The sequence below is a fragment of the Aminobacter sp. UC22_36 genome, assembly GCF_044056035.1.
In the GTDB taxonomy this organism is placed as follows: Bacteria; Pseudomonadota; Alphaproteobacteria; order Rhizobiales; family Rhizobiaceae; genus Aminobacter.
In genome coordinates this window covers 5,130,867-5,156,809 of sequence record NZ_CP171996.1, presented here as the reverse complement: position 1 = coordinate 5,156,809, position 25,943 = coordinate 5,130,867, and the positions used below count along the sequence as shown (strand labels likewise).

The 25,943-nt window shown below is 64.6% G+C and carries 20 protein-coding genes and 1 pseudogene; 8 read left to right on the top strand and 13 right to left on the bottom strand.

Features of this window, described 5'->3' with window-relative positions:
* Positions 1-4: 4 nt before the first annotated feature.
* The 3 genes from ACHMW7_RS28835 (at position 5) to ACHMW7_RS28825 (ending at position 2,973) form a co-directional block, all read left to right on the top strand.
* Positions 5-844 (top strand): carbohydrate ABC transporter permease, encoded by an 840-nt coding sequence (locus ACHMW7_RS28835; protein WP_395448759.1) that lies wholly within the window; start codon positions 5-7, stop codon positions 842-844.
* Positions 841-1,905, top strand: coding sequence for a Gfo/Idh/MocA family protein (locus ACHMW7_RS28830; protein WP_395448758.1), 1,065 nt, complete (start codon positions 841-843; stop codon positions 1,903-1,905). The genes ACHMW7_RS28835 and ACHMW7_RS28830 overlap by 4 nt, the downstream gene beginning before the upstream one ends.
* Before the next feature lie 69 nt (positions 1,906-1,974).
* Complete coding sequence (locus ACHMW7_RS28825; protein WP_395448757.1) at positions 1,975-2,973, top strand: ABC transporter ATP-binding protein; 999 nt, start codon at positions 1,975-1,977, stop codon at positions 2,971-2,973.
* A 129-nt stretch (positions 2,974-3,102) separates the two neighbouring features.
* On the opposite strand, the gene ACHMW7_RS28820 is transcribed toward ACHMW7_RS28825, so the two are convergent.
* Together ACHMW7_RS28820 and ACHMW7_RS28815 are read right to left on the bottom strand one after the other, a co-directional pair.
* Positions 3,103-4,836 carry a hydantoinase B/oxoprolinase family protein gene (locus ACHMW7_RS28820; RefSeq protein WP_395448756.1) on the bottom strand — a complete coding sequence of 578 codons (1,734 nt, stop codon included), beginning with the start codon at positions 4,834-4,836 and terminating at the stop codon, positions 3,103-3,105.
* Positions 4,833-6,905, bottom strand: a complete 2,073-nt coding sequence (locus ACHMW7_RS28815) for a hydantoinase/oxoprolinase family protein (RefSeq protein WP_395448755.1) — start codon at positions 6,903-6,905, stop codon at positions 4,833-4,835. The genes ACHMW7_RS28820 and ACHMW7_RS28815 overlap by 4 nt, the downstream gene beginning before the upstream one ends.
* 186 nt (positions 6,906-7,091) lie before the next feature.
* Between ACHMW7_RS28815 and ACHMW7_RS28810 the strand changes: the two genes are divergently transcribed.
* The 3 genes from ACHMW7_RS28810 (at position 7,092) to ACHMW7_RS28800 (ending at position 11,765) form a co-directional block, all read left to right on the top strand.
* Complete coding sequence (locus ACHMW7_RS28810; protein WP_395448754.1) at positions 7,092-7,919, top strand: ferredoxin--NADP reductase; 828 nt, start codon at positions 7,092-7,094, stop codon at positions 7,917-7,919.
* 224 nt (positions 7,920-8,143) lie between these two features.
* Positions 8,144-9,190 carry a deoxyribose-phosphate aldolase gene (deoC, locus tag ACHMW7_RS28805; protein WP_395448753.1) on the top strand — a complete coding sequence of 349 codons (1,047 nt, stop codon included), beginning with the start codon at positions 8,144-8,146 and terminating at the stop codon, positions 9,188-9,190.
* 205 nt (positions 9,191-9,395) lie between these two features.
* Positions 9,396-11,765, top strand: a complete 2,370-nt coding sequence (locus tag ACHMW7_RS28800; RefSeq protein ID WP_395448752.1) for an aldehyde dehydrogenase family protein — start codon at positions 9,396-9,398, stop codon at positions 11,763-11,765.
* A 70-nt stretch (positions 11,766-11,835) separates the two neighbouring features.
* Here the strand turns inward: ACHMW7_RS28800 and ACHMW7_RS28795 are convergent, their stop codons facing one another.
* From ACHMW7_RS28795 to ACHMW7_RS28770, 6 genes and pseudogenes are all read right to left on the bottom strand, one after another.
* A complete protein-coding gene (locus tag ACHMW7_RS28795) occupies positions 11,836-12,264 on the bottom strand; it encodes a MarR family winged helix-turn-helix transcriptional regulator (RefSeq protein WP_395448751.1) in 429 nt (142 codons plus the stop codon).
* Positions 12,261-12,845 carry an amino acid synthesis family protein gene (locus ACHMW7_RS28790; protein ID WP_395448750.1) on the bottom strand — a complete coding sequence of 195 codons (585 nt, stop codon included), beginning with the start codon at positions 12,843-12,845 and terminating at the stop codon, positions 12,261-12,263. The genes ACHMW7_RS28795 and ACHMW7_RS28790 overlap by 4 nt, the downstream gene beginning before the upstream one ends.
* Positions 12,838-13,719: a UPF0280 family protein gene (locus ACHMW7_RS28785; protein ID WP_395448749.1), complete on the bottom strand. Its 882-nt coding sequence runs from the start codon at positions 13,717-13,719 to the stop codon at positions 12,838-12,840. The genes ACHMW7_RS28790 and ACHMW7_RS28785 overlap by 8 nt, the downstream gene beginning before the upstream one ends.
* On the bottom strand, positions 13,716-15,251 hold the full coding sequence (locus tag ACHMW7_RS28780) for a 6-hydroxynicotinate reductase (protein ID WP_395448748.1): 1,536 nt from the start codon (positions 15,249-15,251) through the stop codon (positions 13,716-13,718). The genes ACHMW7_RS28785 and ACHMW7_RS28780 overlap by 4 nt, the downstream gene beginning before the upstream one ends.
* Positions 15,248-18,111 (bottom strand): annotated as a pseudogene (locus ACHMW7_RS28775) (molybdopterin-dependent oxidoreductase). The gene ACHMW7_RS28780 and the pseudogene ACHMW7_RS28775 overlap by 4 nt, the downstream one beginning before the upstream one ends.
* Positions 18,108-18,965, bottom strand: a complete 858-nt coding sequence (locus ACHMW7_RS28770; protein ID WP_395448747.1) for an FAD binding domain-containing protein — start codon at positions 18,963-18,965, stop codon at positions 18,108-18,110. The pseudogene ACHMW7_RS28775 and the gene ACHMW7_RS28770 overlap by 4 nt, the downstream one beginning before the upstream one ends.
* 208 nt (positions 18,966-19,173) lie before the next feature.
* Here ACHMW7_RS28770 and pncA point away from each other — a divergent pair, with 208 nt between their 5' ends.
* Complete coding sequence (gene pncA, locus ACHMW7_RS28765; protein ID WP_395448746.1) at positions 19,174-19,773, top strand: bifunctional nicotinamidase/pyrazinamidase; 600 nt, start codon at positions 19,174-19,176, stop codon at positions 19,771-19,773.
* A gap of 52 nt (positions 19,774-19,825) precedes the next feature.
* On the top strand, positions 19,826-21,253 hold the full coding sequence (locus ACHMW7_RS28760; protein ID WP_395448745.1) for a sodium:proton antiporter: 1,428 nt from the start codon (positions 19,826-19,828) through the stop codon (positions 21,251-21,253).
* On the opposite strand, the gene ACHMW7_RS28755 is transcribed toward ACHMW7_RS28760, so the two are convergent.
* From ACHMW7_RS28755 to ACHMW7_RS28735, 5 genes are all read right to left on the bottom strand, one after another.
* Positions 21,250-21,957 carry an ABC transporter ATP-binding protein gene (locus ACHMW7_RS28755; RefSeq protein WP_395448744.1) on the bottom strand — a complete coding sequence of 236 codons (708 nt, stop codon included), beginning with the start codon at positions 21,955-21,957 and terminating at the stop codon, positions 21,250-21,252. The two genes, ACHMW7_RS28760 and ACHMW7_RS28755, sit on opposite strands and share 4 nt — an antisense overlap.
* Positions 21,954-22,691 (bottom strand): ABC transporter ATP-binding protein, encoded by a 738-nt coding sequence (locus ACHMW7_RS28750; protein WP_395448743.1) that lies wholly within the window; start codon positions 22,689-22,691, stop codon positions 21,954-21,956. The genes ACHMW7_RS28755 and ACHMW7_RS28750 overlap by 4 nt, the downstream gene beginning before the upstream one ends.
* Positions 22,688-23,653, bottom strand: a complete 966-nt coding sequence (locus ACHMW7_RS28745; RefSeq protein WP_395448742.1) for a branched-chain amino acid ABC transporter permease — start codon at positions 23,651-23,653, stop codon at positions 22,688-22,690. Before ACHMW7_RS28745 ends, ACHMW7_RS28750 begins: the two co-directional genes overlap by 4 nt.
* Complete coding sequence (locus ACHMW7_RS28740; RefSeq protein ID WP_395448741.1) at positions 23,650-24,531, bottom strand: branched-chain amino acid ABC transporter permease; 882 nt, start codon at positions 24,529-24,531, stop codon at positions 23,650-23,652. The genes ACHMW7_RS28745 and ACHMW7_RS28740 overlap by 4 nt, the downstream gene beginning before the upstream one ends.
* Before the next feature lie 103 nt (positions 24,532-24,634).
* The gene (locus ACHMW7_RS28735) at positions 24,635-25,939 is read right to left on the bottom strand and encodes an ABC transporter substrate-binding protein (RefSeq protein WP_395448740.1); all 1,305 of its coding nucleotides are present in this window, start codon (positions 25,937-25,939) and stop codon (positions 24,635-24,637) included.
* Positions 25,940-25,943: the final 4 nt, after the last annotated feature.

Here is a 25,943-nt window from a genome sequence, read left to right as displayed (position 1 = left end):
CGTCATGAGCAAGGCTGCCACATCCCTGCCACGCAGCATCGGCGCGCATGCGGTGCTGCTGACCTATACGGTCATTGCGCTGTTTCCGGTGCTGGTCATCGTCGTCAACTCGTTCAAGTCGCGCAATGCCATCTTCCGTTCGCCGCTGTCGCTGCCGACATCGGAAACCTTCGACCTGATCGGCTACCAGACCGTGATGGCCCAGGGTGATTTCGTCCAGTATTTCCAGAACAGCCTCACCGTCACCGTCGCGTCACTGTTTTTCGTGCTGCTGTTTGGCGCCATGGCGGCGTTCGCCCTGTCGGAATACCGCTTCAAGGGCAACACCATGATGGGCCTGTATCTCGCCCTCGGCATCATGATCCCGATCCGCCTTGGCACGGTCGCCATCCTGCAGTTGATGGTGGCGAGCGGGCTGGTCAACACGCTGACAGCGCTTGTCCTGGTCTACACCGCACAGGGCCTGCCGCTCGCCGTCTTCATCCTGTCCGAGTTCATGAAGCAGGTGTCGGACGATCTGAAAAACGCCGGCCGCATCGACGGGCTTTCGGAATACCGCATCTTCTTCCGCCTGGTGCTGCCGCTGGTTCGCCCGGCGATGGCGACGGTCGCCGTCTTCACCATGATCCCGATCTGGAACGACCTATGGTTCCCGCTGATCCTGGCGCCATCGGAAGCGACCAAGACCGTCACGCTTGGCGCCCAGGTGTTCATTGGCCAGTTCGTCACCAACTGGAACGCCGTTTTGGCAGCGCTCTCGCTCGCCATCCTGCCGGTGCTGATCCTCTACTTCTTCTTCTCGCGGCAGCTGATCCGCGGCATCACTTCCGGAGCCGTCAAGTGACTACAGAAAAGCCCCTTCGCGTCGTCGTCGCCGGCCTCGGCAATATGGGCCGCAGCCACGCGCTCGCCTATCACAACAACCCCGGCTTCGAGATCGCCTCGCTGGTCAACCGTTCCGACGTGCCGCTGCCGGCGGGCATGGAAGGCTACGGCATCCAGCGCTCCTTCGAAGGTGCGCTCCGCGAGCACAAGCCTGACGTCGCCTCGATCAACACCTACTCCGACAGCCATGCCGACTATGCCGTCATGGCGCTCGAGGCGGGCTGCCACGTGTTCCTGGAAAAGCCGCTGGCAACCACAGTCGCCGACGCCGAGCGCGTCGTAGCATGCGCCAAGGCCAACGGCCGCAAGCTGGTGATCGGCTACATCCTGCGCCATCATCCGTCATGGATGCGGCTGATCGGCGAGGCGCGCGCGCTCGGCGGTCCCTATGTCTTCCGCATGAATCTCAACCAGCAGTCTTCAGCCCACAAGTGGGACACCCACAAGCAGCTGATGAAGACGACCTCGCCGATCGTCGACTGCGGCGTGCACTATCTCGACGTCATGTGCCAGATCACCGACGCCGACCCGGTCGAGGTGCGCGGCATGGGCCTGCGCATGACCGACGAGATCGATCCGGCGATGTACAATTACGGTCATCTCCAGGTGCTGTTCGCCGACGGTTCGGTCGGCTGGTACGAAGCCGGCTGGGGCCCGATGATGTCGGAGACGGCCTTTTTCGTGAAGGACGTGATTTCGCCCAAGGGCAGCGTCTCGATCGTCGTCAACGAAGCCACCACCAAGTCCGACGACGTCGATTCCCACACCAAGACCAGCATGATCCGCGTTCACCGCGCCGATCTCGGCGCCGATGGCAACTTCCTTCATGCCGACGAGGACCTGTCGATGAAGGATGAGCCCGGCCACCAGGGACTTTGCGATCGCGAGCAGGCCTTCGTGCTGAAAGCCATCCGCGAGAACATCGACCTTACCCGTCACATGGACGACGCCGTCAAATCACTGCGCGTGTGCCTGGCCGCGGACGAAAGCGTCCGCACCGGTCTCGCCGTCAAGCTTTAGGAGCATGACCCCGAAAAGTCGCTGATTTTTCGGACAGGTTTTGCGTCAGGAAAACGAGAGGAAGAGTTCGTGGGATCTCTCAAGATCGAAAACGTCAAGAAGTCCTTCGGTCCGGTCGACGTGCTGAAAGGCATCGACCTCGAAGTCAAGGACGGCGAGTTCGTCGTTTTCGTCGGCCCGTCGGGCTGCGGAAAGTCGACGCTGTTGCGCATCATCGCCGGCCTTGAGGATGCGACGTCGGGCGACGTGCTGATCGACGGCGCCAAGGTCACCAATGCGCCGCCGTCCAAGCGCGGCATCGCCATGGTGTTCCAGACCTACGCGCTTTATCCGCACCTCACCGTGCGCGACAATATGAGCCTCGGCCTCAAGCAGGCGGGAACACCTACCGCCGAGATCGACCAGCGCATCGCGGCGTCCTCGGCGATGCTGTCGCTCGAACCCTACCTCAAGCGCCGCCCGGCCGAACTGTCCGGTGGCCAGCGCCAGCGTGTTGCCATTGGCCGCGCCCTGGTGCGCGAGCCGAAACTGTTCCTTTTCGACGAGCCGCTGTCGAACCTCGATGCGGCACTTCGCGTCAACACCCGTCTCGAGATCGCCCAGCTGCACAACCGGCTCAAGGCGACGATGGTCTACGTCACCCACGACCAGGTCGAGGCCATGACGCTGGCCGACCGCATCGTGGTGCTCAACGCCGGCCGTGTCGAGCAGGTCGGTGCGCCGATGGAACTCTACAACAAGCCGGCCAACCTGTTTGTCGCCGGCTTCATCGGCTCGCCCAAGATGAACTTCATCGATGGCGCTCGCCTCGGTGAAACCGCCAAGACCGTTGGCGTCCGTCCCGAGCATATCGCCGTCAGCGACACCGCTGGCATCTGGAAGGGCACCGTCATCCACGCCGAGCATCTCGGCGCCGACACCAACGTCTTCCTTGAAACGGAAAAGGCCGGCCTCATCACCATTCGCCTGTTCGGCGAATATCAGACCGGTCCCGGTGCCACGCTTTATGCCACGCCCGACCCGGCCCGGACCTATCGCTTCGACGCTGACGGCAAGGCGATCGGCTGACAGCGGGCTTGCCGCCCCTCATCCCCCTGCCGGGACCTTCTCCTCGCAGGCGGGGAGAAGGATGCAGCTTCAACGTTGACCCCTCCCTCTCCCCGCGCGCGGGGAGAGGATAAGGGTGAGGGGGCAATTTCAACGCCGCCTCAGGGGCTCCGTCGCCGCGGCATCCACACCGCCATCCCCAATTACCACGCCGAACATCTCGGCCGCCTGCTCGCGTGAATAGTAGCCGAGTCCGACATCGCGCAGCACCAGTGCGGGATCACGCTCGAGCGGATCGCCATAACCGCCGCCGCCCGGCGTGCCGACCGACACCCGGTCGCCGGCTTTCAGTGGAATGTCCTGCTCTTTCGACAGATGCTTTGGCACATGCGCCTGCCCGTCGCGAAACACGGTGACGGTATTCACCGCGCCATCCTTGCCGCCAAGCGCGCCCTGCGGGCCAAACCGGCCATGGTCCATGACGAAGGATGCGCGCGCCTCGCCTCGCAACAGTTCGATCTCGTAGGCGAGGCCGAAGCCGCCACGCTGTTTGCCGGCGCCGCCGGAACCCTCACGCAAGGCGTATTGCCGGTAGAGCACCGGATAGGCCTGTTCCATGATCTCGACCGGCGGCGATTTCGAAATGCCGATGGTCGAGCAGCCGTTCGACAGCCCGTCATGGCCTGAGTTGCCGCCATAGCCGCCGCCCGAGATCTGGTACATGACATAGTCGCGGCCGCGCGCCGGATCGTTGCCGCCAAGCGCGAAATTGCCGCTCGATCCGGCTGGTGACGCCGTCACCTTCTCAGGTGCGGCCTGCACCATGGCGGCGAAGACGGCTTCCGCGATGCGCTGCGACACCTCTGCCGCGCAGCCCGAAACGGGGCGCGGGTATTTCGCATCGAGGAATGTGCCTTCCGGCCGCTTGATGTCAAGCGGTTCGAAGGCGCCGGCGCTGATCGGCACGTCTGGAAAGATGTGGCGCATGGCGAGATAGACCGACGACAAGGTCGTCGCCAGCACGCTGTTCATCGGTCCCGCACAGGGCGCCGACGAGCCGGAAAAGTCGAAGGTCAGGGTGCTGCCTGCCTTTTCGACCGACAGCGCAATCGTCAGCGGCGCATCGACAACGCCGTCGGAATCGACGAACGCCTTCGATGTGTAGATACCATCGGGCAGGGCCGCGATATGCGCCCGCATCTGCTCCGCGGCGCGCCGGCGCAACTCGGCGATCGCCGCGACAACGGTTTCGTCGCCGTAACGATCGAGGATCGTAAACAGCCGGTCCCGCCCTATGTGAAGCGCTGCCGCCTGCGCGCGGATGTCGCCGATACGCTGGTCGGCGACGCGGATGTTGGAGCAGATGATGGCGTAGATCTCGCGGTCCATCACCCCTTTCTTGAACAGCTTGACCGGCGGCAGCCGCAGGCCTTCCTGTTCCACCGCCGTCGCGGAAGCCGAAAAGCCGCCGGGCACCGAGCCGCCGATGTCGGGCCAGTGGCCGGTGTTCGACAGCCAGCAGAAGATCTTGCCTCGACGCCACACCGGCATGGCGAAACGCACATCCATCAAATGTGTGCCGCCGAGATAGGGGTCGTTGACGATGTAGATGTCGCCTTGTTCGGGCGGCAGGACGCGTCCGTCCGATATCATCTCGATGATGGTCTTGGTCGAGTGCTGCATGATGCCGACGAACACCGGCAGGCCCTGCGAGCCCTGCGCGATCAGCGCACCGTCAACGGCCGAATAGATGCCGTCGGAGCGGTCGTTGGCTTCGGCGATGACGGGCGAGAAAGCCGCGCGCGAAAACGTCAGGTCCATCTCGTCGCAGGTCTGCTGCAGTGCTGCCTGGATGACGGAAAGCGTGATGGCGTCGAGGGTCATGGCGCTCCCACCTCAACGATCATATTGCCATCGCGGTCCGATCGAGCCCGGTCGCCCGGTTCCAGCACCGTCGTCGCGTCCATTTGCTCAAGGATTGCCGGGCCTTCGATGGCGGCATCGAGCGGCAGCCTTTCCCGCTCGTAGACAGCAGTGTCGCGCCAGCCGCCGTCGAACCACACCGGTCTTACTTCGCGCAGCGCGCCTTCCAGCGTCGCCATGCGCCCGGCCGGATCGATCAGCCGGCTGAGGTCGATGTCTGGCCGAACGCCCGTCACCGAGGTGTTGAGATTGACGAGATTGGCCCTGATCTCCGGCAACTCGACCTGGAAGCGGGCGAAATAGGCTTTTTCGAACAGCCCCTGCAGCGTGGGGCGGTCAACGTGCGCCGACGGCAGCGGCACGTTGACGAGATGCGTCTGCCCGACAAACTGCATGTCGGCGGAATGGCTGACGCGGATGCTCTGGGGCCGGACCGCCTCCTTGGCGATCAGCGCCTCGCCCTCGGCCCGGTGGCGCGCCAGCACGTCGCGGACGCGCTGCTCGTCGAGCATCGCCACCGGCTGGTTGATCGTGTTGACGAAGTCGTGGCGGAGGTCGGCGACGACGCAGCCGAGCGCATTGGTGATGCCCGGCCGCGCCGGCACCAGCACCCTGGGCAGGCCGAGTTCGCGGGCCAGCGCCGAGGCATGCAGCGGCCCGGCGCCGCCGAAGGCAAACAATGTGAAGTCCCGTGGGTCATGGCCGCGCGACACTGACACCATGCGGATGGCACCCGCCATCTTGATGTTGCCAAGCCGTAGCACGGCACCTGCGGCGGCGACGCCGTCGAGGCCGGTCGCCTTGCCGATCCTGTCTTCAAAGATTTTCCGCACGGCCTCGACGGTCACAGGATTGTCGACCGCGAGCAGTTTCTTGGGGTCGAGCCGGCCGAGCACTAGGTTGGCGTCGGTGATCGTCGGCTCGGTGCCGCCACGGCCATAACAGATCGGCCCAGGATTGGCGCCGGCACTTTCCGGCCCGACCTGGATCAGCCCGGAAGCATCGACGCGGGCGATCGAGCCGCCACCGGCGCCCACCGTATGCACGGCGACCATCGGCACATGGATCGGCATCGCATATTCGATCTCGATCTCGTTCGAAACCGCCGGTTCGGCGTTGAGGATCAGCGCCACGTCTGTCGAGGTGCCGCCCATGTCGTAGGTGACGAGGTTCTCGAAGCCGGCGCGCCGACCGGTATAGGCGGCGGCGATGACGCCCGAGGCCGGGCCCGACATGACGGTTTTTGCCGCCTCCCGGGTGACGAAGCGGGCCGAGATCATGCCGCCATTGCCGTTCATGATCAGGAAGTCGCTGCGGTAGCCGCGCGTGGCGAGCTCATCGCGCAGCCTTGCCACGTAGCGTTCGAGGATCGGCTGTACCGCGGCATTGACCGAGGCCGTCACCCCGCGCTCGAATTCGCGCGCTTCCGACAACAGCGAATGACCTGTCGTGATGTGCCCGTTCGGCCATGTCTCGGCGGCGATCTCGGCGGCACGGCGCTCATGCCAGGGGTTGGCGTAGGAATGCAGGAAATGGATCACCAGAGCCTCGCAATCTGCCGCGACAAGCTCGGCCACCGCAGCCCGCATGCCGTCCTCGTCGAGCGGCTCGCGCACCTGGCCCGAGGCCTCGACCCGCTCGGTGACTTCCAGCCTGAGATTACGCGGAATGACGGGCACGAACACACCGGTCATGCCGTAGGGCTGCGGCCGGGTCCGCCGGCCGAGCTCGATCACGTCACGAAAGCCGCGCGTGGTGATCATACCGGTTCTGGCCAGTCGCCGCTCCAGCACGGCATTGGTGGTGGTCGTCGTGCCGTGGACGATGAGGTCGATCTCGGCGATGGGGAACCCGGTTTCGGCGAGCGCTGCGATTACGCCATGCGCCTGGTTTTCGACCGTCGTCGGCGTCTTGGCGATGCGGACCGTCCCGCCATCCTTGCCGTCGATCAGCAGCAGGTCGGTGAAGGTCCCGCCGACATCGATTCCTGCCACGACATTTCCCGCCTCTGCGGGAATATTCTCGTCCATGGACTAATCCCGAAAAGCCCGGACTACGTTCCTGTGCCAGTTTAGAAAGGCGTTTTATGCCACAATCTTGACGCTGATATCATTTGTATACTAATTAATAACCCGAACAAGGCCCCACTATTTGCCTGTATTTCCGCAGCGCGCCGGTTTCGAAATGCCGCCCGCGCCGGGCGAGAGGTTTGATTGATGAACACCGCAGCAGCGCTGAAGACGGCCGAAGCCAAGCCGCTTCAGTTCCCAATCCCTGCCAATGTCTACGCCGAAACAGTGGTTTCGGTGAAGCATTATACGGATTGTCTTTTTGCCTTCCGCATCACCCGGCCGCAGTCGCTGCGCTTCCGTTCGGGCGAGTTCGTCATGATCGGCCTGCCCAATGCCGAAAAGCCGGTCTACCGCGCCTATTCGGTGGCGAGCCCGTCCTGGGACGACGAGATCGAGTTCTTCTCGATCAAGGTGCCGGATGGTCCGCTGACCTCCGAGCTGCAGAAGATCGAACCCGGCGATACCGTGCTGATGCGCCAGAAGTCGACCGGCACGCTGGTGCTCGACGCGCTGACCCCGGGCAAGCGCCTGTTCATGATCTCGACCGGCACCGGCATCGCGCCTTTCGCCAGCCTGCTGCGCGATCCCGACACCTATGAGCGCTACGAACACGTCGTGCTGACCCACACTTGCCGCGACGTCGCCGAGCTGACCTACGGCCAGGAACTGGTCGCCAACCTCGAAAGCGATCCGCTGATCGGTGAGCTGACCCATGGCCGCGTCACGCTCTACAATTCGACGACGCGTGAGGAATCCGAGCGCATGGGCCGCATCACCGCGCTCATCTCGTCGGGCAAATTCTACAGCGATCTCGGCATCGACAAGCTCGATCCGGAAACCGACCGCATCATGATCTGCGGCTCGATGCACATGCTCAAGGACGTCAAGGAACTCGCCGAGAGCCTTGGCTTCGTCGAGGGCTCGCTGCACGAGCCGGGCACCTTCGTCGTCGAGCGCGCCTTCGTCGGCTGACGCCTCCTGATTGCGCCGGATCGCCCATCGGTCCGGCGTTTTGACCATCCGGTCAAAATAACGCTTCGCCGATTTTAATTTTCGTCTATCTTCCGTCTTCGAGGACTCGTGGAGCATAGCTACACGGGCTATTCTTGTTTGTGCCGTGGTGAAAGCGCACTGCTTCCTCGACGGCTCCTGAGATATCGCGCCGAATACAAGGCGTCCGGAGGAAAGGCAGTCAGATGAGCGGCAAGCTGCGCGAAGCCGAAATGCACCCCTCAGCCACGGTTATGCCATTGCCTTCGCGCCTGGCTGCGAATGCAGCGGAGGGCCATGGTATCGTGCGCAACCCCGGCATGGCGCTGGACCTTGGCTTTGTCGAATCGATGCGCAGCGTCAACCGCTCGGCACTTGAGCGCCGGGTCGGCACGCTGACCAAGCGCCGCTCGATCAAGGCCGACAACCAGGCGGCATGGCTGTTGCGGTCGATCTCGCTGATGGACCTGACGACGCTCAACTCCAACGACACCGACGAGCGTGTGCGCCGGCTCTGCGCCAAGGCGCTGAACCCGCTGCGGCGCGACCTGGTCGAAGCGCTCGGCCTCGGCGAGACGGTGATCCGCCCGGCAGCGGTCTGCGTCTACCATCCGTTTGTTGCCACTGCCGTCGAGGCTGTGAAGGGTTCGGGCATCCATGTCGCTGCGGTATCGACAGCTTTCCCGCACGGCTTGGCGCCGCTTGCGACGCGCCTTGCCGAGATCGAGGCGTCGGTTGCCGACGGTGCCGACGAGATCGACGTCGTCATTCCGCGCGGGCTGGTGTTTGGTGCCAGGTGGCAGGAGCTCTATGACGAGATCAAGGCGTTTCGCGCTGCCTGCGGCGAGGCCCATCTCAAGGTCATCCTGGGCACCGGCGATCTCGCCACGCTGCGCAACGTTACGCTGGCCTCGATGGTGGCGATGATGGCTGGTGCCGACTTCATCAAGACCTCGACCGGCAAGGAAAGCGTCAACGCGACGCTGCCGGTCGGCCTCGCCATGGTGCGCGCGATCCGCGCCTATCACGAGCAGACCGGTTACCTCATCGGCTTCAAGCCGGCGGGCGGCATCTCGACGGCCAAGGTCTCGCTCGACTGGCTGGTGCTGATGAAGGAAGAGCTCGGCCGGCCCTGGCTCGAACCGGAGCTGTTCCGCTTCGGCGCATCGAGCCTTTTGACCGACATCGAACGCCAGCTCGAGCATCATGTCAGTGGCCGCTACTCGGCCAACCACCGTCACGCCATGGCGTGAGGGGCGAGACCTGGCCATGCCGCGTTCCTTCGCGCCCCCCTCTGGCCTGCCGGCCATCTCCCCCACAAGGGGGGAGATCGGCAGATCGGCGACCGGCGGCCTTTCGGCAGCACCGACTCTGATTATTCTGAACCGACAGCATCTCAATTTGGCGACGGAGAGTGCTCCCCACCCGATCCTCGCGCCGCAAAGTCCGGAGCCTCTCATGAACATCCTCGAACGATACCACGCCATGGATTACGCCCCAGCCCCCGAGGCCCGCAGCGAGGCCGATGCCTGGCTTGCCGCCCGCGATTTCTCCAGGTCGCTGTTCATATCAGGCGACTGGCGCGCCGCTGTCGGTGACAAGACCTTCGACACTGAAGATCCGTCGACCGGCAAGCTGCTCGCCAAGGTCTCCGATGCCTCTGCCGCCGACATCGAGACGGCGGTGGCCGCCGCACGCAAGGCGCTGCCCAAGTGGAGCACTGCCTCAGGCTACGAGCGCGCCAAAGTGCTTTATGCCATCGGCCGCGCCATGCAGCGCCATCAGCGCCTGTTTGCGGTGCTGGAAAGCCTCGACAACGGCAAGCCGATCCGTGAGAGCCGCGACATCGATGTGCCGCTGGCGATCCGCCACTTCATCCATCATGCCGGCTGGGCCCAGTCGCTCGACCGTGAGTTTCCCGGCCGCAAGCCAGCCGGTATCGTCGGCCAGATCATCCCGTGGAACTTTCCGCTTTTGATGCTGGCCTGGAAGATCGCACCTGCTCTGGCCACCGGCTGCACGGTGGTCTTGAAGCCGGCCGAGTTCACGCCGCTGACGGCGATCCTGTTTGCCGAGATCTGCGAACGCGCCGGCGTGCCCAGGGGCGTGGTCAACATCGTCCAGGGCGGACCCGAGGCAGGGGCTGCGATCGTCAACCATCCCGGCATCGACAAGATCGCCTTCACCGGCTCGTCCGAGGTCGGCAAGATCATCCGCAAGGCGACCGCCGGCTCGGGCAAGAAGCTGTCGCTGGAACTTGGTGGCAAGTCGGCCTTCATCGTCTTCGAGGACGCCGATCTCGACAGTGCCGTCGAAGGGCTTGTCGACGGCATCTGGTTCAACCAGGGTCAGGTCTGTTGCGCCGGCTCGCGGCTGCTGGTGCAGGAGAGCGTCGCCGACGCCTTCATCGCCAAGGTCAAGACACGGATGAGCCGGCTGCGGGTCGGTTCTCCTCTGGACAAGAACACCGACATCGGCCCGCTCGTCGACCGCAGCCAGCTCGACCGTGTCAGGCGACTGGTCGAGGAGGGCGCCAGGCAAGGCGCCACGTGCTGGCAGCCCGACCAGGACGTGCCTGAGACCGGCTATTATCACCTGCCGACGCTGGCCACGGGTGTGGCACCCGCCAACATCCTCGCCCAGGAGGAGGTGTTCGGCCCGGTGCTCGCCACCATGAGTTTCCGCAATACCGAAGAAGCGGTCGAACTCGCCAACAACACCCGTTATGGCCTTGCCGCCTCGGTGTGGAGCGAAAACGTCAATCTGGCGCTGCATGTCGCCCCGCAGCTCAAGGCCGGCGTGGTCTGGGTCAACGGCACCAACATGTTTGACGCATCTTGCGGCTTCGGCGGCTACCGCGAGAGTGGCTTCGGCCGCGAGGGTGGCAGGGAAGGGCTGGAGGAATATCTGGCGCCAAGCGAGCCACATGGCCCTGTCATCAAACAGGCTTCGGCACCCAAGGCAGCCGTGCGTGACAATGGCGAGAGCCACGGCATCGACCGCACCGCCAAGCTGTTCATCGCAGGCAAGCAGGTCCGCCCCGACGGCAACTATTCGCTCCCTGTTCTCGCACCCAAGGGCAAGCTTGTGGGCGAGATCGGTCTGGGCAGCCGCAAGGATATCCGCGATGCGGTCTCGGCGGCGCGCGCCTGCAAGGCCTGGCCCGAAGCCACCGCCTACAACCGCGCCCAGGTGCTCTATTACCTCGCCGAGAACCTGTCGGGCCGCACTGAGGAGTTCGCTGCCCGCATCGTCGAGCTGACCGGCGCGAGCCACAAGGCTGCCAAAGCCGAGGTGGAAGCCTCGATCGAGCGGCTGTTCTATTATGCCGGCATGGCCGACAAGTTCGAGGGCCGGGTACACCAGCCGCCGGCACGTGCGGTCACGCTTGCGCTGCACGAACCTGTCGGTGTCATCGGCATCATCGCTCCTGACGAGGCCCCGCTGCTCGGACTGGTCTCGCTGATCGCCCCGGCACTTGCCATGGGCAACACCGTGGTGCTGGTGCCGTCCACGACTGCGCCGCTGGTCGCCACCGATCTCTACCAGGTGATCGAATATTCCGACGTTCCGGCAGGGGCGATCAACATCGTCACCGGCCACACCGCCGAACTCACTGCGGTGCTCGCCAAGCACGACGACGTCGACGGTCTCTGGGTCGTCGCCGAGGCTGACATCTGCGCCAAGGCGGAAGCTGAATCGACGGGCAATCTCAAGCGCGTCTGGACCGGCCACGGCCGCAGCCTCGACTGGCCGACCGCCCAGGGCGAGCCCTTCCTCCGCCGCGCCATCGAGGTCAAGAACGTATGGGTCCCATACGGGGATTGAGGCAGTAAGGGATTAGGGCAGTAGGAGAATAAGGCAGTATGCTTTTCTACTGCCCTACTCTCCTACTGCCCTAACTTATCTTCGTCAGCAGTTGCAGCAGCGTTTCGGCGTCCTTCGCCGACAGCGGCGACAAAGTTTCCTCGGTGATCGTCCGCGCCAGTGGCAAAAGCTGCTCTATCGCGTGTCGGCCCTCATCGGTCAGTTTGACCATGAGGCGCCGCTTGTCGACCTCGTGCTTGGCCAGTTGCACCAGCCCGCGCGCGTGCAGCCTGTCGATCACGCCCTTGACCGTCGCCGCATCCATGGCGATCAGTCCGCCAAGCTGGTTCTGCGAGGTCTCGCCGACATCGCGGAGCTTGGCGAGTGCCGCGAATTGCGGCGGCGTCAGGTCGGCGATATGTGCGGCGAAGATCGCGACATGGCGCTGGTTCGCCTTGCGCAGGACAAAACCGATCTGTCCCTGGACCTGATAGTCGCTTTCAGCTGGGGCCGGGCTCATCGCAGGCCGTCCCAGGCCTCGATGTCCGAGGCCTTCAATCCACCCATGCGGTCGTGGACGCGTGGCCCGCAAGTCATGACCAGCGCAAAGACGATTTCGTCGGGGCGCGGTCCGTCCGGCATGCCGACCTCCATGGCGTCGAAATGGCTGCGCACATAGGCAGCGTTGACGTGTCCGATCGGTACGTCGAGCCGCGCGCCGAAGGCGCCAAGCTTCTTGGCCGAGGGCACTATCGCCTTGGCTTCGCCGAGACGTTCACGCATGGCGTAGCCGCCCGGCACGTGCCACAGCGCTCCGTGTTCGAGCTCTCCGGCACTGCCGACGATCGCGCCCTTGCCATAGCCGTCGATAGCCTTTGCGTCGCCGCCCAGCGCCGCAATCAGCCGGTCGGACAACATCAGCCCGAGCGGCTTCAGGTCCTCCATCGCGCTTTGCAGATCTTCGACATAGCGGCCGGCGAACGGGTTGTTCACCACCGCAAGCGCTGCTGCGCGCCGTCGCGGGTTCTGCGCGGGTGGCCCGCCGTCGTGAAGGATCTCCTCGACTGTTACGGCAATCTTGCGGATCGGAAAATTAGGCATGGACAGGAACCCCCCTTGTCACACCACCGGTTACGGCAAGCTCATGCGTGCCGCTTATGCGGTTTCGGCCTCCTAGGTATAGAGCTGCAGTCTGGATTGACCCTTGCCGCCGCAACGCGTCGGCGACTTCGCGGCCCGCGTCGAGCGCCATCTCGATCTCGGCTGGGGCAAGCGGGCCAACGCTGGTGGTGACCAGACGGTCGCCAAGGTCGCTGTCGGGAGCCAGTTCGCGTGCCGCCTTGCGTTGGATTGCCGGATGCCCGGGCAGGTCGACGGCGTTGGCGATCAGTGTCGCTGCTGCGTCGGCCGCCGCACTGCTTGAGGCGAGCACCGTCGCCGCATCGGCGATGCCGAGCGAAAAGCTGCGCCCGCGCCAGCCGCTGGTGGCGATGCCGCGAACCGTGTCGTCCGCCCGGATCGTCAGCCGGTCGGTCAAACCGTGGCCGGTGCCGGCAATTGCCACGGAAAGCTGTTGGCCCGGCGCGATGTGCAGCGCAATGTCGCCGCCATTGTTGACATAGGCGCGCTCGAGCCTGCGCCCGGCGACCATAGCCGCCATCATCTCGTCGGCGACCGAACCGGCGACGGCCGCCATCGGCGTGATGAATTCCCGGGACAGCGGCGCGACGGCAGCCTCCATGCGTCGCGCTGTCGACCCTACGAAGTCTCGGAGCGTTGGCGACGCCGGGCGGCGCAGCTCGACAAGCTCTTCGACGAGTTCGCCAAGGATGGTCCGGAAGCGCTCTGTCGCCTGGCCGTAGGCGGTGCGTACCTCATCGGTCTCGCCGAAGGCCTCGACGATCAGGTCGATCGGGCCGTGGTTGAGGTGGAGGCGGCGCCCGTCGGGCAGCCAGCTTGCCTGCGGTCCATTCATGGCAACCCGCCCGGCGCCATCAGGCGCAATTGCGCCAAGGGTGGCCAGGGATTGTCTGCGCTGGCCGTCGCAGTCGCGCGCTCGTTGAAATATTCACCGCCGCGCTGCAGCACGTCGTCGATGCTCCTGATCTCGGCCTCGTAGCCGCCGAGCGCCAGATAATCGTCGCGGCGTAGCGTGAATTCGATCGGCGCCACCAGCGCCGGCGTCGGCACATAGCCAAAGGCGTTGTCAGGTACGCGGGTGACGTCGACCATCAGCGTGATGCCGCCACCGGGCCAGACATAGACCGGCGCGCCGCCTACCGTCACGTAGGTTCTCAGGCCCTGCACCGAGCGGGTCAGGTTGACCGGGTTCTCGGTTACGCCGGCCCGCAAACTGCCGCCGGCGCCGCCGACGAACAGCACAGTACACAAAGCCGGCTCACAATTCTCCTCGATCAGCCCGACCGATTTGCGCAGCCGCTCGGGAAACGGCTTTTCGACCGGCTTCAGATCGTCGTCCAGTTCGTAATAGGCGAACTGCTCGCCGGTGGTCGAAACCATCAGCAGCGAGAGACCTGGCCGGGCTCCTTTCTTGGCATTCCACTCGCCGAGGATCGCAAGCGGATCGGAGATGCTGGTGCCGCCCCAGCCAAGGCCGGGCTCCGAAACCTTGAAATAGCGACCCGGCGTCGAACGCCGGCCGAGAATCTTGATCCCGGTATCCTTCCAGCCCAGCACCTTGCCGGCCTGGTGTTCGGAAACGACGCCGGTGATGTGGTCGTCGACCACCACCACCTCGTCGACCAGCCCGCGCCATTGCGTGGCGAACATGCCGATTGTCGCCGAGCCGCAACCGACACGCATCCGATGTTCAACAGTGCCGTCGATGACCGGCGGCTTGCCGGCCTCGACGATGACGGTTGCGCCGCCGTCGATGGCGAGCTCGACCGGCTTGCGATTGCACAGCTCGAGCAGTGCTGCGCACGTCACCCGGCCTTCCGACTTGGAGCCTCCGGTCAGGTGATGCACGCCGCCGAGTGACAGCATCTGCGAGCCATATTCGCCCGTCGTCACATGGCCAACCGCCTCGCCCTGGGCGCGCACGGTCGCCGTCTCCGGGCCGAGGTGGCGGTCGGTGTCGATCTTCACCTTGACGCCGCAGTAGGAGAAGATGCCCTCGGTGACGACGGTGACCAAGGCGACGCCTTCGACCTCTTGGCTGACGATGAACGGTGCCGGCTTGTAGTCGGGATAGGTCGTGCCGGCACCGATCGCGGTGACGAAGCGCCGGCCGGTATTGACCAGCGCGCCGTCCCACGCTTCGCCGCCGAAAGGCACCACGGCGGCGCCACTTTCGACAGCAAAATCGAGCACGCGGACAGGATCTGCCCGCACGATCCTGCCGCCGAAATTGCCGTAGCGGTCGCAGGCGCCGGTGCGGCCCTCGGCGATGTAGCACATGACAGGACAGGCGTCGCAGCGCAGCTTTTCGCCCGTTTGCCTGTCGCCGGCTTGATGCGTCTCGAAGCGTTCGGAAAGCTCGTTCATCGACGTGCCCCCTCGATTGCCGCCAGTATCCGCGACGGCGTCGCCGGCACCTTGGTCACCAGCACGCCGGTGGCATGACGGATGGCATTGAGGATCGCCGGTGCCGTCGGGATCAGTACATGTTCGCCCAGGCCCTTGGCGCCAAAGGGTCCTTCCGGGTCCGGAACCTCAATCAGGATGGTTTCGATCGGCGGCACGTCGCCGATCGTCGGGATCAGGTAGTCGTGCAGGTTCTCCGTCCGGCCGGGGATGTATTCCTCCATCAGCGCCATGCCGATGCCCTGGGCGATGCCGCCTTCGATCTGGCCCTCGGCGAGAAGCGGGTTGATCGCCTTGCCGACGTCGTGCGCTGCGGTGATCTTGATCAATCTCACTGTGCCGAGCGAAAGATCGACTTCGAGTTCAGCGATCTGGGCGCCGTAGCCATAGACCGCGTAGGGTTTGCCTTGGCCCTTGGCGTCGAGCGGCGTGGTCGGCGGGTCGTAACTTTCCTCGGTCGCAAAGACGAGGCCCTCATTGTCAGGCTCAAGCAGCGTCAGGTCGATGCGCCGCCGCTCGCCGCCCTCATGTACGAGCAGCAAGCCGCCTTGCAGCAATTGCAGCGATGCCTCGCTCGAGACGTTGGCGAAGCGCAGGATTTTGTCGCGCAGTGCCCTTGCCGCCTTTTCCGCTGCCTTTCCCGAGACAAAGGTCTGGCGTGATGCCGAGGTCTTGCCGGCGTCGGGGGTGATTGCGGTGTCGGCGCCTTTCAGCACGAAATCGCCGAGCGGCAAGCCGAGCGCATCGGCGGCGATCTGGGCGATGACCGTGTTCGAGCCCTGGCCGATGTCGACCGCGCCCTGGTGCAGAACCACCTTGCCTTCAGGCGAGATGCCCAGCTTGATGGTCGACGGGTTGGGCAGCGAGGTGTTGCCGCAGCCATACCAGCACGAAGCGATGCCGACCCCGCGCTTCGCCTTGGAGTTGGCCATGTTGAAGGCATCCGCTTCGGCCAGCGCGCGCGTCCAGTGCGAATTCAGCGCCTCAAGGCACGTGCTGATGCCAACGCCCTTTTCGAGCCGCTGTCCGGTTACTGTTTCGGAGCCGTTCCGAAGTGCATTGCGCAAGCGTATCTGTAGCCGGTCGATGCCGAGCTTGTTGGCCAGCTCATCGAACAGCGTTTCCTGCATCAGCGTCGCCTGTGGCACGCCGAAACCTCGGAAGGCGCCTGAAACTGGACCGTTGGTGTGGATGGCGCGGGCGATGGCGCGGTAGTTCGGCGTGACATAAGGACCCGAGGCGTGCACCGGCACCCGGTTGGCGACGGTCGGGCCGAAGCTGGCATAGGCGCCGGTGTTGAACTCGCCTGAGAATACCATGCCGCGGATGGTCCCGTCGGCATCGGCGCCGATCGTCGCCTGCATCGATGCGGGATGGCGCTTGGTGGTCGAGGCCATCGATTCCGTGCGGCTGTAAGCAAGTGCCGCCGGGCGCCCGGTCTTCAATGCCACCAGGCCGATCAGCGGCTGCAGCGAAATGTCGATCTTCGAGCCGAAACCGCCGCCGGTTGCTGTCGGCACGATGCGCACCTTGTCCGGTGCGAGCGCGAGGATGCGGGCGGTATCGTCGCGATCCATGTGCGGCGCCTGGGTGCAGGCGGCAATCGTCAGCGTGTCGCCGTCGACAAATGCATAGCCGGCTTCCGGTTCGATATAGGCGTGCTCGACATAGGAGGTTTGCAGGCTGCCAGAGACCTGGCAAGCGGCCTGTGCCAAGGCGCTTTCCGGCTCGCCGCACTCGACCAGTCCTCGCACCAGAAGATTGCCGGGCCGGTTGGCATGGACGAGTGCCGCCTCTTCCGCCTGGGCGTCGACTGGTTCCAGCGTTGCCGGCAGTTCCCGCCATGTGATGGGGAATGCCGCGATATCCAGGTCACGTGCCGCCAAGCCTTCACAGGCAACAAGCGCAACTGCCTCGCCACGAAAGCGTACCTCGCTTTCGGCCAGCGCCGGCTGGTCGGCAAAAGGCGGGATCACACCGAAGCTGTTGATGCCCGGTATGTCCTTGGCGGTGAAGACTGCAACCACCCCGGCGTTATCCGCAGCAAATCCGTCGAGATCGCCGAACGAAAATGCTGCGCGATGATGCGGCGCGCGGATCACCAGCACCGACAAGGCGTCAGCAGGAAATGAATCGCCGCCGAATCTTTCGGCGCCTGTCACCTTCGGCATGCCGTCGAGCCTGACGGGCGAACTGCCTACGGCGGCACCTGAGGGGGGCAGCGTGAATTGCCCCTCACCCTTACCCTCTCCCCGTAAACGGGGCGAGGGAGGCGTCAGCGTTCCGGCCATCTCGCTTCTCCCCGCGTGCGGGAGAAGGTGCCGGCAGGCGGATGGGCGGTGGCGGCGCCCTCGTTCCAGCGCCACGCCTCCACAACGGCTTCGATAATCTTGCGATAGCCGGTGCAGCGGCACAAAACCCCGCCGAGCGCGTCCTGCACCTGCTGTTCGCTTGGTTGCGGGCTGCGCTCCAGCAGAGCTGTAGCGGTCACCAGTAGCCCCGGCGTGCAGAAACCGCATTGCGCTGCGCCATGCGCCAGGAACGAGGCTTGCAGCGCTGAAAGGCCGCCGTTTCCCAATCCCTCCACGGTGCGGACCGAAGCGCCTTCGGCCGACGCCATCGGCAGCAGGCAGGCGCAGACCGGCTCGCCGTCAAGCAGAACGGTGCAGGCACCGCAGTCGCCGGCGTCACAGCCGACTTTGGTGCCGGTCAATGCCAGCTCGTCGCGCAGGACAGACGACAGGCGCCGCATCGGTGCGGCGGTTACCGACACATTGGCGCCGTTGACTGTGAAGCTGATCGGCGCCCGGTCGGTTTTCATGCCGCCGCCCGTTTCTGCGAGCCGCCGGCCGCCTGCAGCAACGCGCGCTCAACGATCTCTCGTGCCGCACTTCGCCTGTATCCGCCACTGCCGCGCACGTCGTCGATCGGCGACAACTCGCCCAGTTCGGCGGATTGGACGATCTCCGTGATCGCTTCCGGCCGCTGGCCGGCAAGCGCGGCCTCCAATGCACGCAGCCGTTGCGCCACCGCGGAGCAGGAACCCACTGAAATCGCCGCGCTGGCGATCCGCCCTTGGCCGTCGAGCACGATCCGCGCCGCCGCCATGGCGATCGAGATGACGAGGTAACGCCGTGCGCCCAGTTTGACGAAGGCCGACCCCCCGACAGCCGACGTCTTGGGAATGCGCAGCGCCGTCACCAGTTCATCTTGGTGCAGCTTTGTATGGCGGTTGCCGACGATGAATTCACTGAGCGGCAGTATCCGCACCCCGTGCCGCGCCCGCAGCTCCACTTCGGCATCGACGACCATCAGGGCCGGCACGCCATCCGCCGCCGGCGACGCATTGCATATGTTGCCGGCTACCGACGCGACGTTCTGGATCTGGAGCGAGCCGACCTCGCGCGCCGCCTGCTTCAGCGCGTCGAAGGCTGATGGCAGTGGTGCTTTCAGCACCTCGGTCCAGCTTGTCCGCGCCCCGATGACGAAATGGCTATCGCTTTCGGTCATGCCGCGCAGGGCGTCGATACCATTGATATCGATTACATCGTGCTGCAACGGGCGGTTGCCTAGGGCGGGATAGAAGTCGGTTGCGCCCGCCAGAATTCGCCACGAACCTTCGCTGAGCAGCGCCAGCGCTTCGTCGAGCGACTTGGGTTTCGCGTAACGGGTCACGCAATGCCTCCCGGCAGCAGCCGGACATTTTCATTCGTACACAAGTGATAACCTGCCGCGATCTTTTGTCAAAGCCTGGCTTTACTTCGTCGGATCACTTCCCGGTGGGGATGGCGCCTTGCCAAGTTGATGGTTGACGCAAGGCGCCTTCTGGACGAATTTCGGCGGCCCGCCACCGAGGCGGTACCGAAACCAGCATGGGGGCACCATGGCCACGGACGCGCTCGTCGTCGTCGATCTGCAAAACGACTTCTGCCCAGGCGGCGCGCTTGCCGTGAATGGCGGCGACGGGATCATTCCGCTGGTCAACGACCTCATCCGCAACGCCGAGCACGTCATGCTGACCCAGGACTGGCACCCGGCCGGTCATTCGAGCTTTGCCTCCAGCCATCCCGGCAAGCAGCCGTTCGAAAGCGTCCGCATGTCCTATGGCCCACAGACACTGTGGCCGGATCATTGCATCCAGGGCAGCCGGGGGGCCGATTTCCACTCCGGGCTTGCCTGGTCCAAGGCCGAACTCGTCATCCGCAAGGGCTTTCGCCCGCACATCGACAGCTATTCGGCGTTCTTCGAGAACGACCGCTTCACCCCGACAGGTCTTGCCGGATACCTGCGCGAACGCGATGTCGCCTCCATCACCCTTGTCGGCCTCGCCACCGATTTTTGCGTCGCCTATTCGGCGCTCGACGCGGTCAAGCATGGTTTCGCCACCACGGTGCGCCTCGATGCGTGCCGCGCGATAGACCTGGGCGGCTCGCTCGACGTAATGATCTCCAAGATGCGCGACGCCGGCGTGAAGCTGGTCTGAACGGCAATCAACGGCTGAATTGTCGCTTCGGCGCCGGTGTGAAGGGGGCGGAATGAACGTGTCGGGTCTTGCGGCAGTGCCTGTGGCGCTGGCGGGTGTGTTGCTGAGCGGTTCGGCCATGGCCACTGAGGCGCATGAGTTGCCCGGTGCGGCCATGTCGCTGTGGTGGGCACTGCCCTTTGCCGGCTTGCTGCTGTCGATAGCCACCGGGCCGCTGCTCTATCCACATGTCTGGGAACATCATTACGGCAAGATCGCTGGCGGCTGGGCGGCGCTGGTCATCGTGCCGATGGCCATGTTCTTCGGCCCGGATGTCTCGTCGGGCGCCGTGCTGCACACGCTGCTGCTCGAATACATGTCCTTCATCATCCTGCTGTTCGGGCTGTTCACCATATCAGGCGGCCTGCTGGTGGCCGGCAACATCCAGGGCACGCCGCTGGTGAATGCCGGGCTTTTGCTGATCGGCGCCCTGCTCGCCTCGGTCGTCGGCACCACCGGGGCCTCGATGATCATGATCCGGCCAGTGATCCGCGCCAACGACAACCGGCCGTTCAACGCTCATGTCGTTGTCTTCTTCATCTTCCTGGTGTCCAACATCGGGGGATCGCTGACCCCGTTGGGCGATCCACCACTGTTCGTCGGTTTCCTGCGCGGCGTCGAATTTTTCTGGACCACCGCCAATCTGTGGCGCGAGGCGTTTTTTGTCGGTGGTCTCGTGCTTGCCGCCTTCCTTGCAGTCGACTGGCATTTTCACAGTCGCGAGCAGGGACAACCCAAGGTCAAGGACCCGACGCCGCATTCCAAGGTTCGCATTCGCGGCGTCGCCAACATCGCCCTTCTGGCTGGCGTCATCGCTGCTATCCTGCTGTCGGCGTCGTGGAAGCCAGGTGTCACCTTCACCATCCAGGGCGTGGCGGTCGAGCTGCAGAACCTCGTCCGCGACGCCATCATTCTGGTGCTGGCCTTCGTCTCGCTGGCTGTTACGCGCAAGGAATACCGTGCTGCCAACGGCTTTTCCTGGGGTCCGATCGTTGAGGTGGCAAAGCTGTTTGCCGGCATCTTCATCTGCATCGTGCCGGTCATCGCCATCCTGCGCGCCGGCCTCGACGGCGCTTTTGCGCCCCTGGTCGCGCTGGTCACCGGGCCTGACGGCGCACCCAACGATCTTGCCTATTTCTGGCTCACCGGGGCGCTGTCGTCGTTCCTCGACAATGCGCCGACCTATCTGGTGTTCTTCGAACTGGCCGGCGGCGACCCGCAGGCGCTGATGACGAGTTTTGCCACGACGCTAGTGGCGATCTCGGCAGGTGCCGTGTTCATGGGCGCCAACACCTACATCGGCAACGCACCCAACTTCATGGTCTATGCTATCGCTCGCGAGAGCGGGGTCAGGATGCCCGGTTTCTTCGGCTACATGCTGTGGTCGGGCGCGGTGTTGATCCCGACCTTCCTGATCGCGGGCTTTGTCTTCTTCGGCTAGCCCACGCCGACATAGCGCCTGACCAGCGCGGGGTCTTCGCGCAGTCGCGCGACGTCGACGGTTTCACGGTTGCGGCCGTTCTCGATGAAGGCAACGCGGTCGGCGACCGAGAGAACGGCATCGACGCGCTGTTCGACTAGGATGGTCGAAACCCCGCGTTCGCGTAAGCCTGCCACGGTCGCGCGGATTTTCGCGATCATCGACGGCATCAAGCCTTCGGTCGGCTCGTCGAGCAGCAAGACTTCCGGTTCGACGCATAACGCACGCGCCATGGCCAGCATCTGCTGCTCGCCGCCCGACAACGTGCCGGAGCGCTGCTTCAGCCGGTCGCGCAGCAACGGGAACAGGTCGAGCACGCTTTCCCGCATCGCCTTGCCCTTGTTGCGTGTCATCAGGCCGATCTCGATGTTTTCGGCGACGGTCAGTTCTGCAAACAACCGGCGGCCCTGCGGCACATAGGCGACGCCCGCCCTTGGCACCTCATGCGCTGGCAGTTCGGTCAATTCACGCGTGCCCAGCTTGATCGAGCCGGCGCGGGCCGGCACCAGCCCCATGATCGCCTTCAGCGTGGTGGTCTTGCCGGCGCCGTTGCGGCCGAGCAGGCAAAGAACCTCGCCCTTGCGCAGCTCAAGCTCCAGGCCATGCAGGACCTGCACTTCGCCGTAAAAGCAGTCGAGGCCGTTGATTGCCAGCGCGACACTCATGCGCCAGCCTCCTGCGCGGTGCCGAGATAGGCTTGCTGCACGGCGGCGTTGGCGCGGATATCGGTCGGGCTGCCCTCTGCCAGGATCTTGCCGGCATTCAACACGGTGATGCGCTGGGCCAGTTCCATGACGACAGGCATGTTGTGCTCGATCAGCAGCACTGTTGCGTCCCGGACGATCTCGCGCACCAGGGTGATGAAGTTTTCGATTTCGCCGTCCGAGAGGCCCTGTGTCGGCTCGTCGAGGATCAGCAGTCGCGGCTTGAGTGCCAGTCCCATTGCTACCTCGAGCAGCCGCTGGTGGCCGTAGGCCAGGGCACCGGCCTGTTCATGCGCCCGGCTGGCGAGCCCGACACGCTCCAGCGCCGCCATCGCGCCCTGCCGCACGGCCCCGCGCGAACGCCCATCGGTCAAGGTACGCTGCACCGGCAGGGCGACGTTTTCGTAGGCGCTGAGGTTGGCAAAGACGCTGGTGATCTGGAACGTGTAGGCAATGCCGCGCCTGACGCGGAGATGCGCCGGCATGTCGGTGATGTCCTCGCCGTCGAAGACGATGTTGCCCGAGCTTGGCGCGTAGCGGCCGCAGACAAGGCTGACGAAAGTCGTCTTGCCAGCGCCATTGGGGCCAATCACCGCCCGGATCTCGCCCGGCTCGAGCGAGAAATCGACATCGTCGACGGCGCGCAGGCCGCCGAAATGACGCGACAGGCGTTTGGTGGTCAAAAGCGCCGTCATGGCAGCCACCTGAACCAGCGCTCGCGCACCGTGCCGAGCACACCTTTGCGGAACCAGAGCACCAAAAGGATCAGCATGGCGCCGACCACCAGCATGTAGGCCGAGGTGTAGCCGCTGGTGATGTCGACGACGTAATACATGAACAGCGTGCCGAGCAGCGGCCCGAGCGTGGTCGCGGCACCGCCGAGCAACACCCACAGCAGCGGCAGGATCGAATACTGCACCGAGGCAAAGGTCGAGCCGACATAGCCGAACAGCAAGGCATAAGCCGCCCCGGCAGCAGCACAGATGACGCCCGACGTCACCACCGCCACCAGCTTGTTGGCGAAGGTGTCGTAGCCGAGCATCTTCGTCCGCTCCTCGTTTTCGCGGATCGCGACGAGCACGCGGCCGTGGCGCGAGCGGACGATGGCGAGCGTGGCGAAGAGTGTTGCCGCAAAAAGTGCCACCGCCAGCAAATAGCGCGTCGCCGGGTTGGTCAGATCGAGCGTCCCCGTGCCCAGCGCGATCTGCCGCGCTTGCTGCTGCAGCACCAGCCCTTCATCGCCGCGTGTCCATTCACCGAAATAGAGCGTGGTCAGGTAAAACACCTGGGCGAACATCATGGTCACGATCATGAAGGCAACGCCCGATGTGCGCAGAGCCAGAAGGCCGATGACCAGTGACACGGCGAAGCCGGCGCCAATACCTCCGGCAAAGGCCGGCACGACGCCCCAGCCGAGATGATAGAGCGGCAGGCCAGCGCCATAGAGCCCAGCTGAGAAGAACATGGCGTGACCGAGGCTGAGCAGGCCGACATAACCGAACAGCAAATTGTAACCCATGGCGAAGACGGCGAGCACCAGCACCCGCGCCAGCACGCCGTGATGGTATTCGGGCAGGATGAAGTTGAGCACCACGAGCAGGGCTATGACCGCCCCATGCAGCGCGTAGACCTTTGCCGTCGTCCCGTCGCCGCTCATTTCGACGCCGTCCCGAACAGGCCCTGCGGCCGGAACACCAGCACCATGGCAACGACGAGCGTGGCGATGATCTTGGCCAGTGTCGGCGAGAAGAACACCGAGATGATGCCGTCGGAGACGCCGATCAGAAGGGCCGCGATGACCGTGCCGCGCAGAGAGCCGAGCCCGCCGATGATGACGACGATGAACGACAGCAGCAGCGGGTCGAGCCCCATCAGATAGTGCGCTTGCTGGATCGGTACGATCAGCACGGCGGCGATGGCAGCAAGCATGGCGCCGAGCGCGAAGACCGCGCCATAGACGCGCCCGACCGGGATGCCGAAGGCAAGTGCTGTCTCGCGGTCATATTGCGTTGCCCGCATGATCAGCCCGATCCGGGTGCGGGTCAGCACGAACCAGGTGGCGAGCAGCAGGAGCGCCGAGGCCGCGATGATCGACAGCTTGTAGCCGGAGTAGCCAAACCACGGCAGCTGGATGCGGTAGTTGAACGGCGGCGTGACCGGCCGCGCCTCGGGGCCGTAGAAGGTCAGCGCCAGTTGCTGGATGATGTAGAGCAGGCCGATGGTGGCGACGATTGTCGCTTCCGGGTTGTATTCGATGCGGCGCAGCACCAGCCGTTCGGCGATCCAGGCAATGGCGCCGACGATCAGCGGCGACAGCACCAAAGCGACGGCGAAGCCGAGCGCCGGATGGCCGCTCAGTGTGGTGGTGATCGCCCAGGCAAGCACCGCACCCAGCATGAAAAACTCGCCATGCGCGACATTGACGATGCGCATGACGCCGAACACCAGCGACAGCCCGAGTGCCGTCAGCGCCAGCACCGCAGAGGTGACCAGCCCTTCGAGCGTGGCGAGCAAGAGATGCGGGAAAAAGGCCACTAAAAAAGGCCACCCCAGTTGTGCTCTGTCCCACCCCCCTCGGGCCTGCCGGCCAGAGGGGGGCAACGTCAAGCGCATTACAGGCCAGTCTATCGCCGTACCCTCACAGCGGCTGCGTTGTGTAGTCCGCTTCAGGCTCGTACATGCCGTCCTCGATCGAGGTCCGGTGGACGACGTTGAGCTTGCCGCCTTCGACCTTGGAGATGTTTTGGTGGCCGAAGACCTGGTGGATCTTGCCGTTGAACGTCTTGTCGCCCTGCGGGTGCTCGGGGCCTTCCTTGAACTCGGTCAGCGCCTCGGTCGCCTCGACAAGCTTGGCGCGGTCCTCCGGACCCTTGTAGCCTGAATCCTCCATCGCCTTCTTGATGACGTAGAGCGTTTCCCAGCAGCCGAACATGTGGGCCGCGGTCGAGACGTCCTTGGCATCCGTTGTCGAAGCGCCGTTGTCGTCGATGCCGACGGCAGTGCGGTAGGCCTTCTGGGCCTCGCTGTCATTGGCTTGGGCGTAGCGCGGCGAACCTTCCCAGAAATGGCTGCCGTCGAGGAATTCGAGGCCCGGGCTGTTGATGTCGACGGCTTCGAGCGAGTCGATGAAGCCAAACAGCTGCGGCTTTTTCGAACCATAGAACTCGCCGAGTTCCTTGACGAAGGTGAGAACGCCGGGGCCGACCATGACGTGGTACAGCACCTCGGTATCGGCCGGGATCTGGGGCAGGTATTTGGTGAACGAGCTTTCGGTCGGCGGGATCGGGATCTGTGCCACCACTTCGCCGCCCTGCGCCTTGATGGCGGGTGCGAAATAGTCACGATGATCGTAGCCGAACGCGTAGTCGGGATAGATCATCGTCACCTTCTTGCCGAGGTTGGCCGCGACCCATGGCGCGACCGAGGTGACCTGCGAACGCACGTCGGTGATGCCGGGTTGGAAGACCCAGCGGTTCAGCTTGCCCGAGGCGACGTGATAGCCCTCGCTGACGACGTAGTAGGGGATCTTGAGCTCGCCGGCGGTCGGGGCCGAGCCGACGACGACATGGGAAAACAGCGTGCCGAAGACGATGTCGGTCTTGTGCTGGGAGGCGAACTTGGCAACCACCTCGGCGCCACGCTTGGGATCGGTGCCATCGTCCTCGACGACAATCTCGACCGGGCGACCGTTGATGCCGCCGGCATCGTTGATCAGCTTGACCGCGGCGTTGGTGGTCTTTTCATACCAGCGGCCATAGGCAGCACCGATGCCGGTGCGGTGGGCCTGGAAACCGATCTTGATCGGTGCCGACGACTGCGCTTGCGAATAGCGCACGAAGCCGGGCGCGGCCATCAGGCCTGCACCAGCGGCAATGCCCTTGAGCGCCGTGCGGCGGCTGAGGCCTGATTTGCCGAGGTCGAAGAAACGTTTGCTGTCAGTCATGCCC

Bases quoted from the DNA above. Each gene is read 5' to 3' on its own strand.
- ACHMW7_RS28800 (WP_395448752.1), top strand. From the start codon at position 9,396: ATGAACATCCTCGAACGATACCACGCCATGGATTACGCCCCAGCCCCC.
- ACHMW7_RS28815 (WP_395448755.1), bottom strand. From the start codon at position 6,905: ATGGACGAGAATATTCCCGCAGAGGCGGGAAATGTCGTGGCAGGAATC.
- pncA (WP_395448746.1), top strand. From the start codon at position 19,174: ATGGCCACGGACGCGCTCGTCGTCGTCGATCTGCAAAACGACTTCTGC.
- ACHMW7_RS28785 (WP_395448749.1), bottom strand. From the start codon at position 13,719: ATGAATGGACCGCAGGCAAGCTGGCTGCCCGACGGGCGCCGCCTCCAC.
- ACHMW7_RS28790 (WP_395448750.1), bottom strand. From the start codon at position 12,845: ATGCCTAATTTTCCGATCCGCAAGATTGCCGTAACAGTCGAGGAGATC.
- ACHMW7_RS28745 (WP_395448742.1), bottom strand. From the start codon at position 23,653: ATGAGCGGCGACGGGACGACGGCAAAGGTCTACGCGCTGCATGGGGCG.
- ACHMW7_RS28810 (WP_395448754.1), top strand. From the start codon at position 7,092: ATGAACACCGCAGCAGCGCTGAAGACGGCCGAAGCCAAGCCGCTTCAG.
- ACHMW7_RS28795 (WP_395448751.1), bottom strand. From the start codon at position 12,264: ATGAGCCCGGCCCCAGCTGAAAGCGACTATCAGGTCCAGGGACAGATC.
- ACHMW7_RS28755 (WP_395448744.1), bottom strand. From the start codon at position 21,957: ATGAGTGTCGCGCTGGCAATCAACGGCCTCGACTGCTTTTACGGCGAA.
- ACHMW7_RS28735 (WP_395448740.1), bottom strand. From the start codon at position 25,939: ATGACTGACAGCAAACGTTTCTTCGACCTCGGCAAATCAGGCCTCAGC.
- ACHMW7_RS28750 (WP_395448743.1), bottom strand. From the start codon at position 22,691: ATGACGGCGCTTTTGACCACCAAACGCCTGTCGCGTCATTTCGGCGGC.
- ACHMW7_RS28835 (WP_395448759.1), top strand. From the start codon at position 5: ATGAGCAAGGCTGCCACATCCCTGCCACGCAGCATCGGCGCGCATGCG.
- deoC (WP_395448753.1), top strand. From the start codon at position 8,144: ATGAGCGGCAAGCTGCGCGAAGCCGAAATGCACCCCTCAGCCACGGTT.
- ACHMW7_RS28780 (WP_395448748.1), bottom strand. From the start codon at position 15,251: ATGAACGAGCTTTCCGAACGCTTCGAGACGCATCAAGCCGGCGACAGG.
- ACHMW7_RS28760 (WP_395448745.1), top strand. From the start codon at position 19,826: ATGAACGTGTCGGGTCTTGCGGCAGTGCCTGTGGCGCTGGCGGGTGTG.
- ACHMW7_RS28820 (WP_395448756.1), bottom strand. From the start codon at position 4,836: ATGACCCTCGACGCCATCACGCTTTCCGTCATCCAGGCAGCACTGCAG.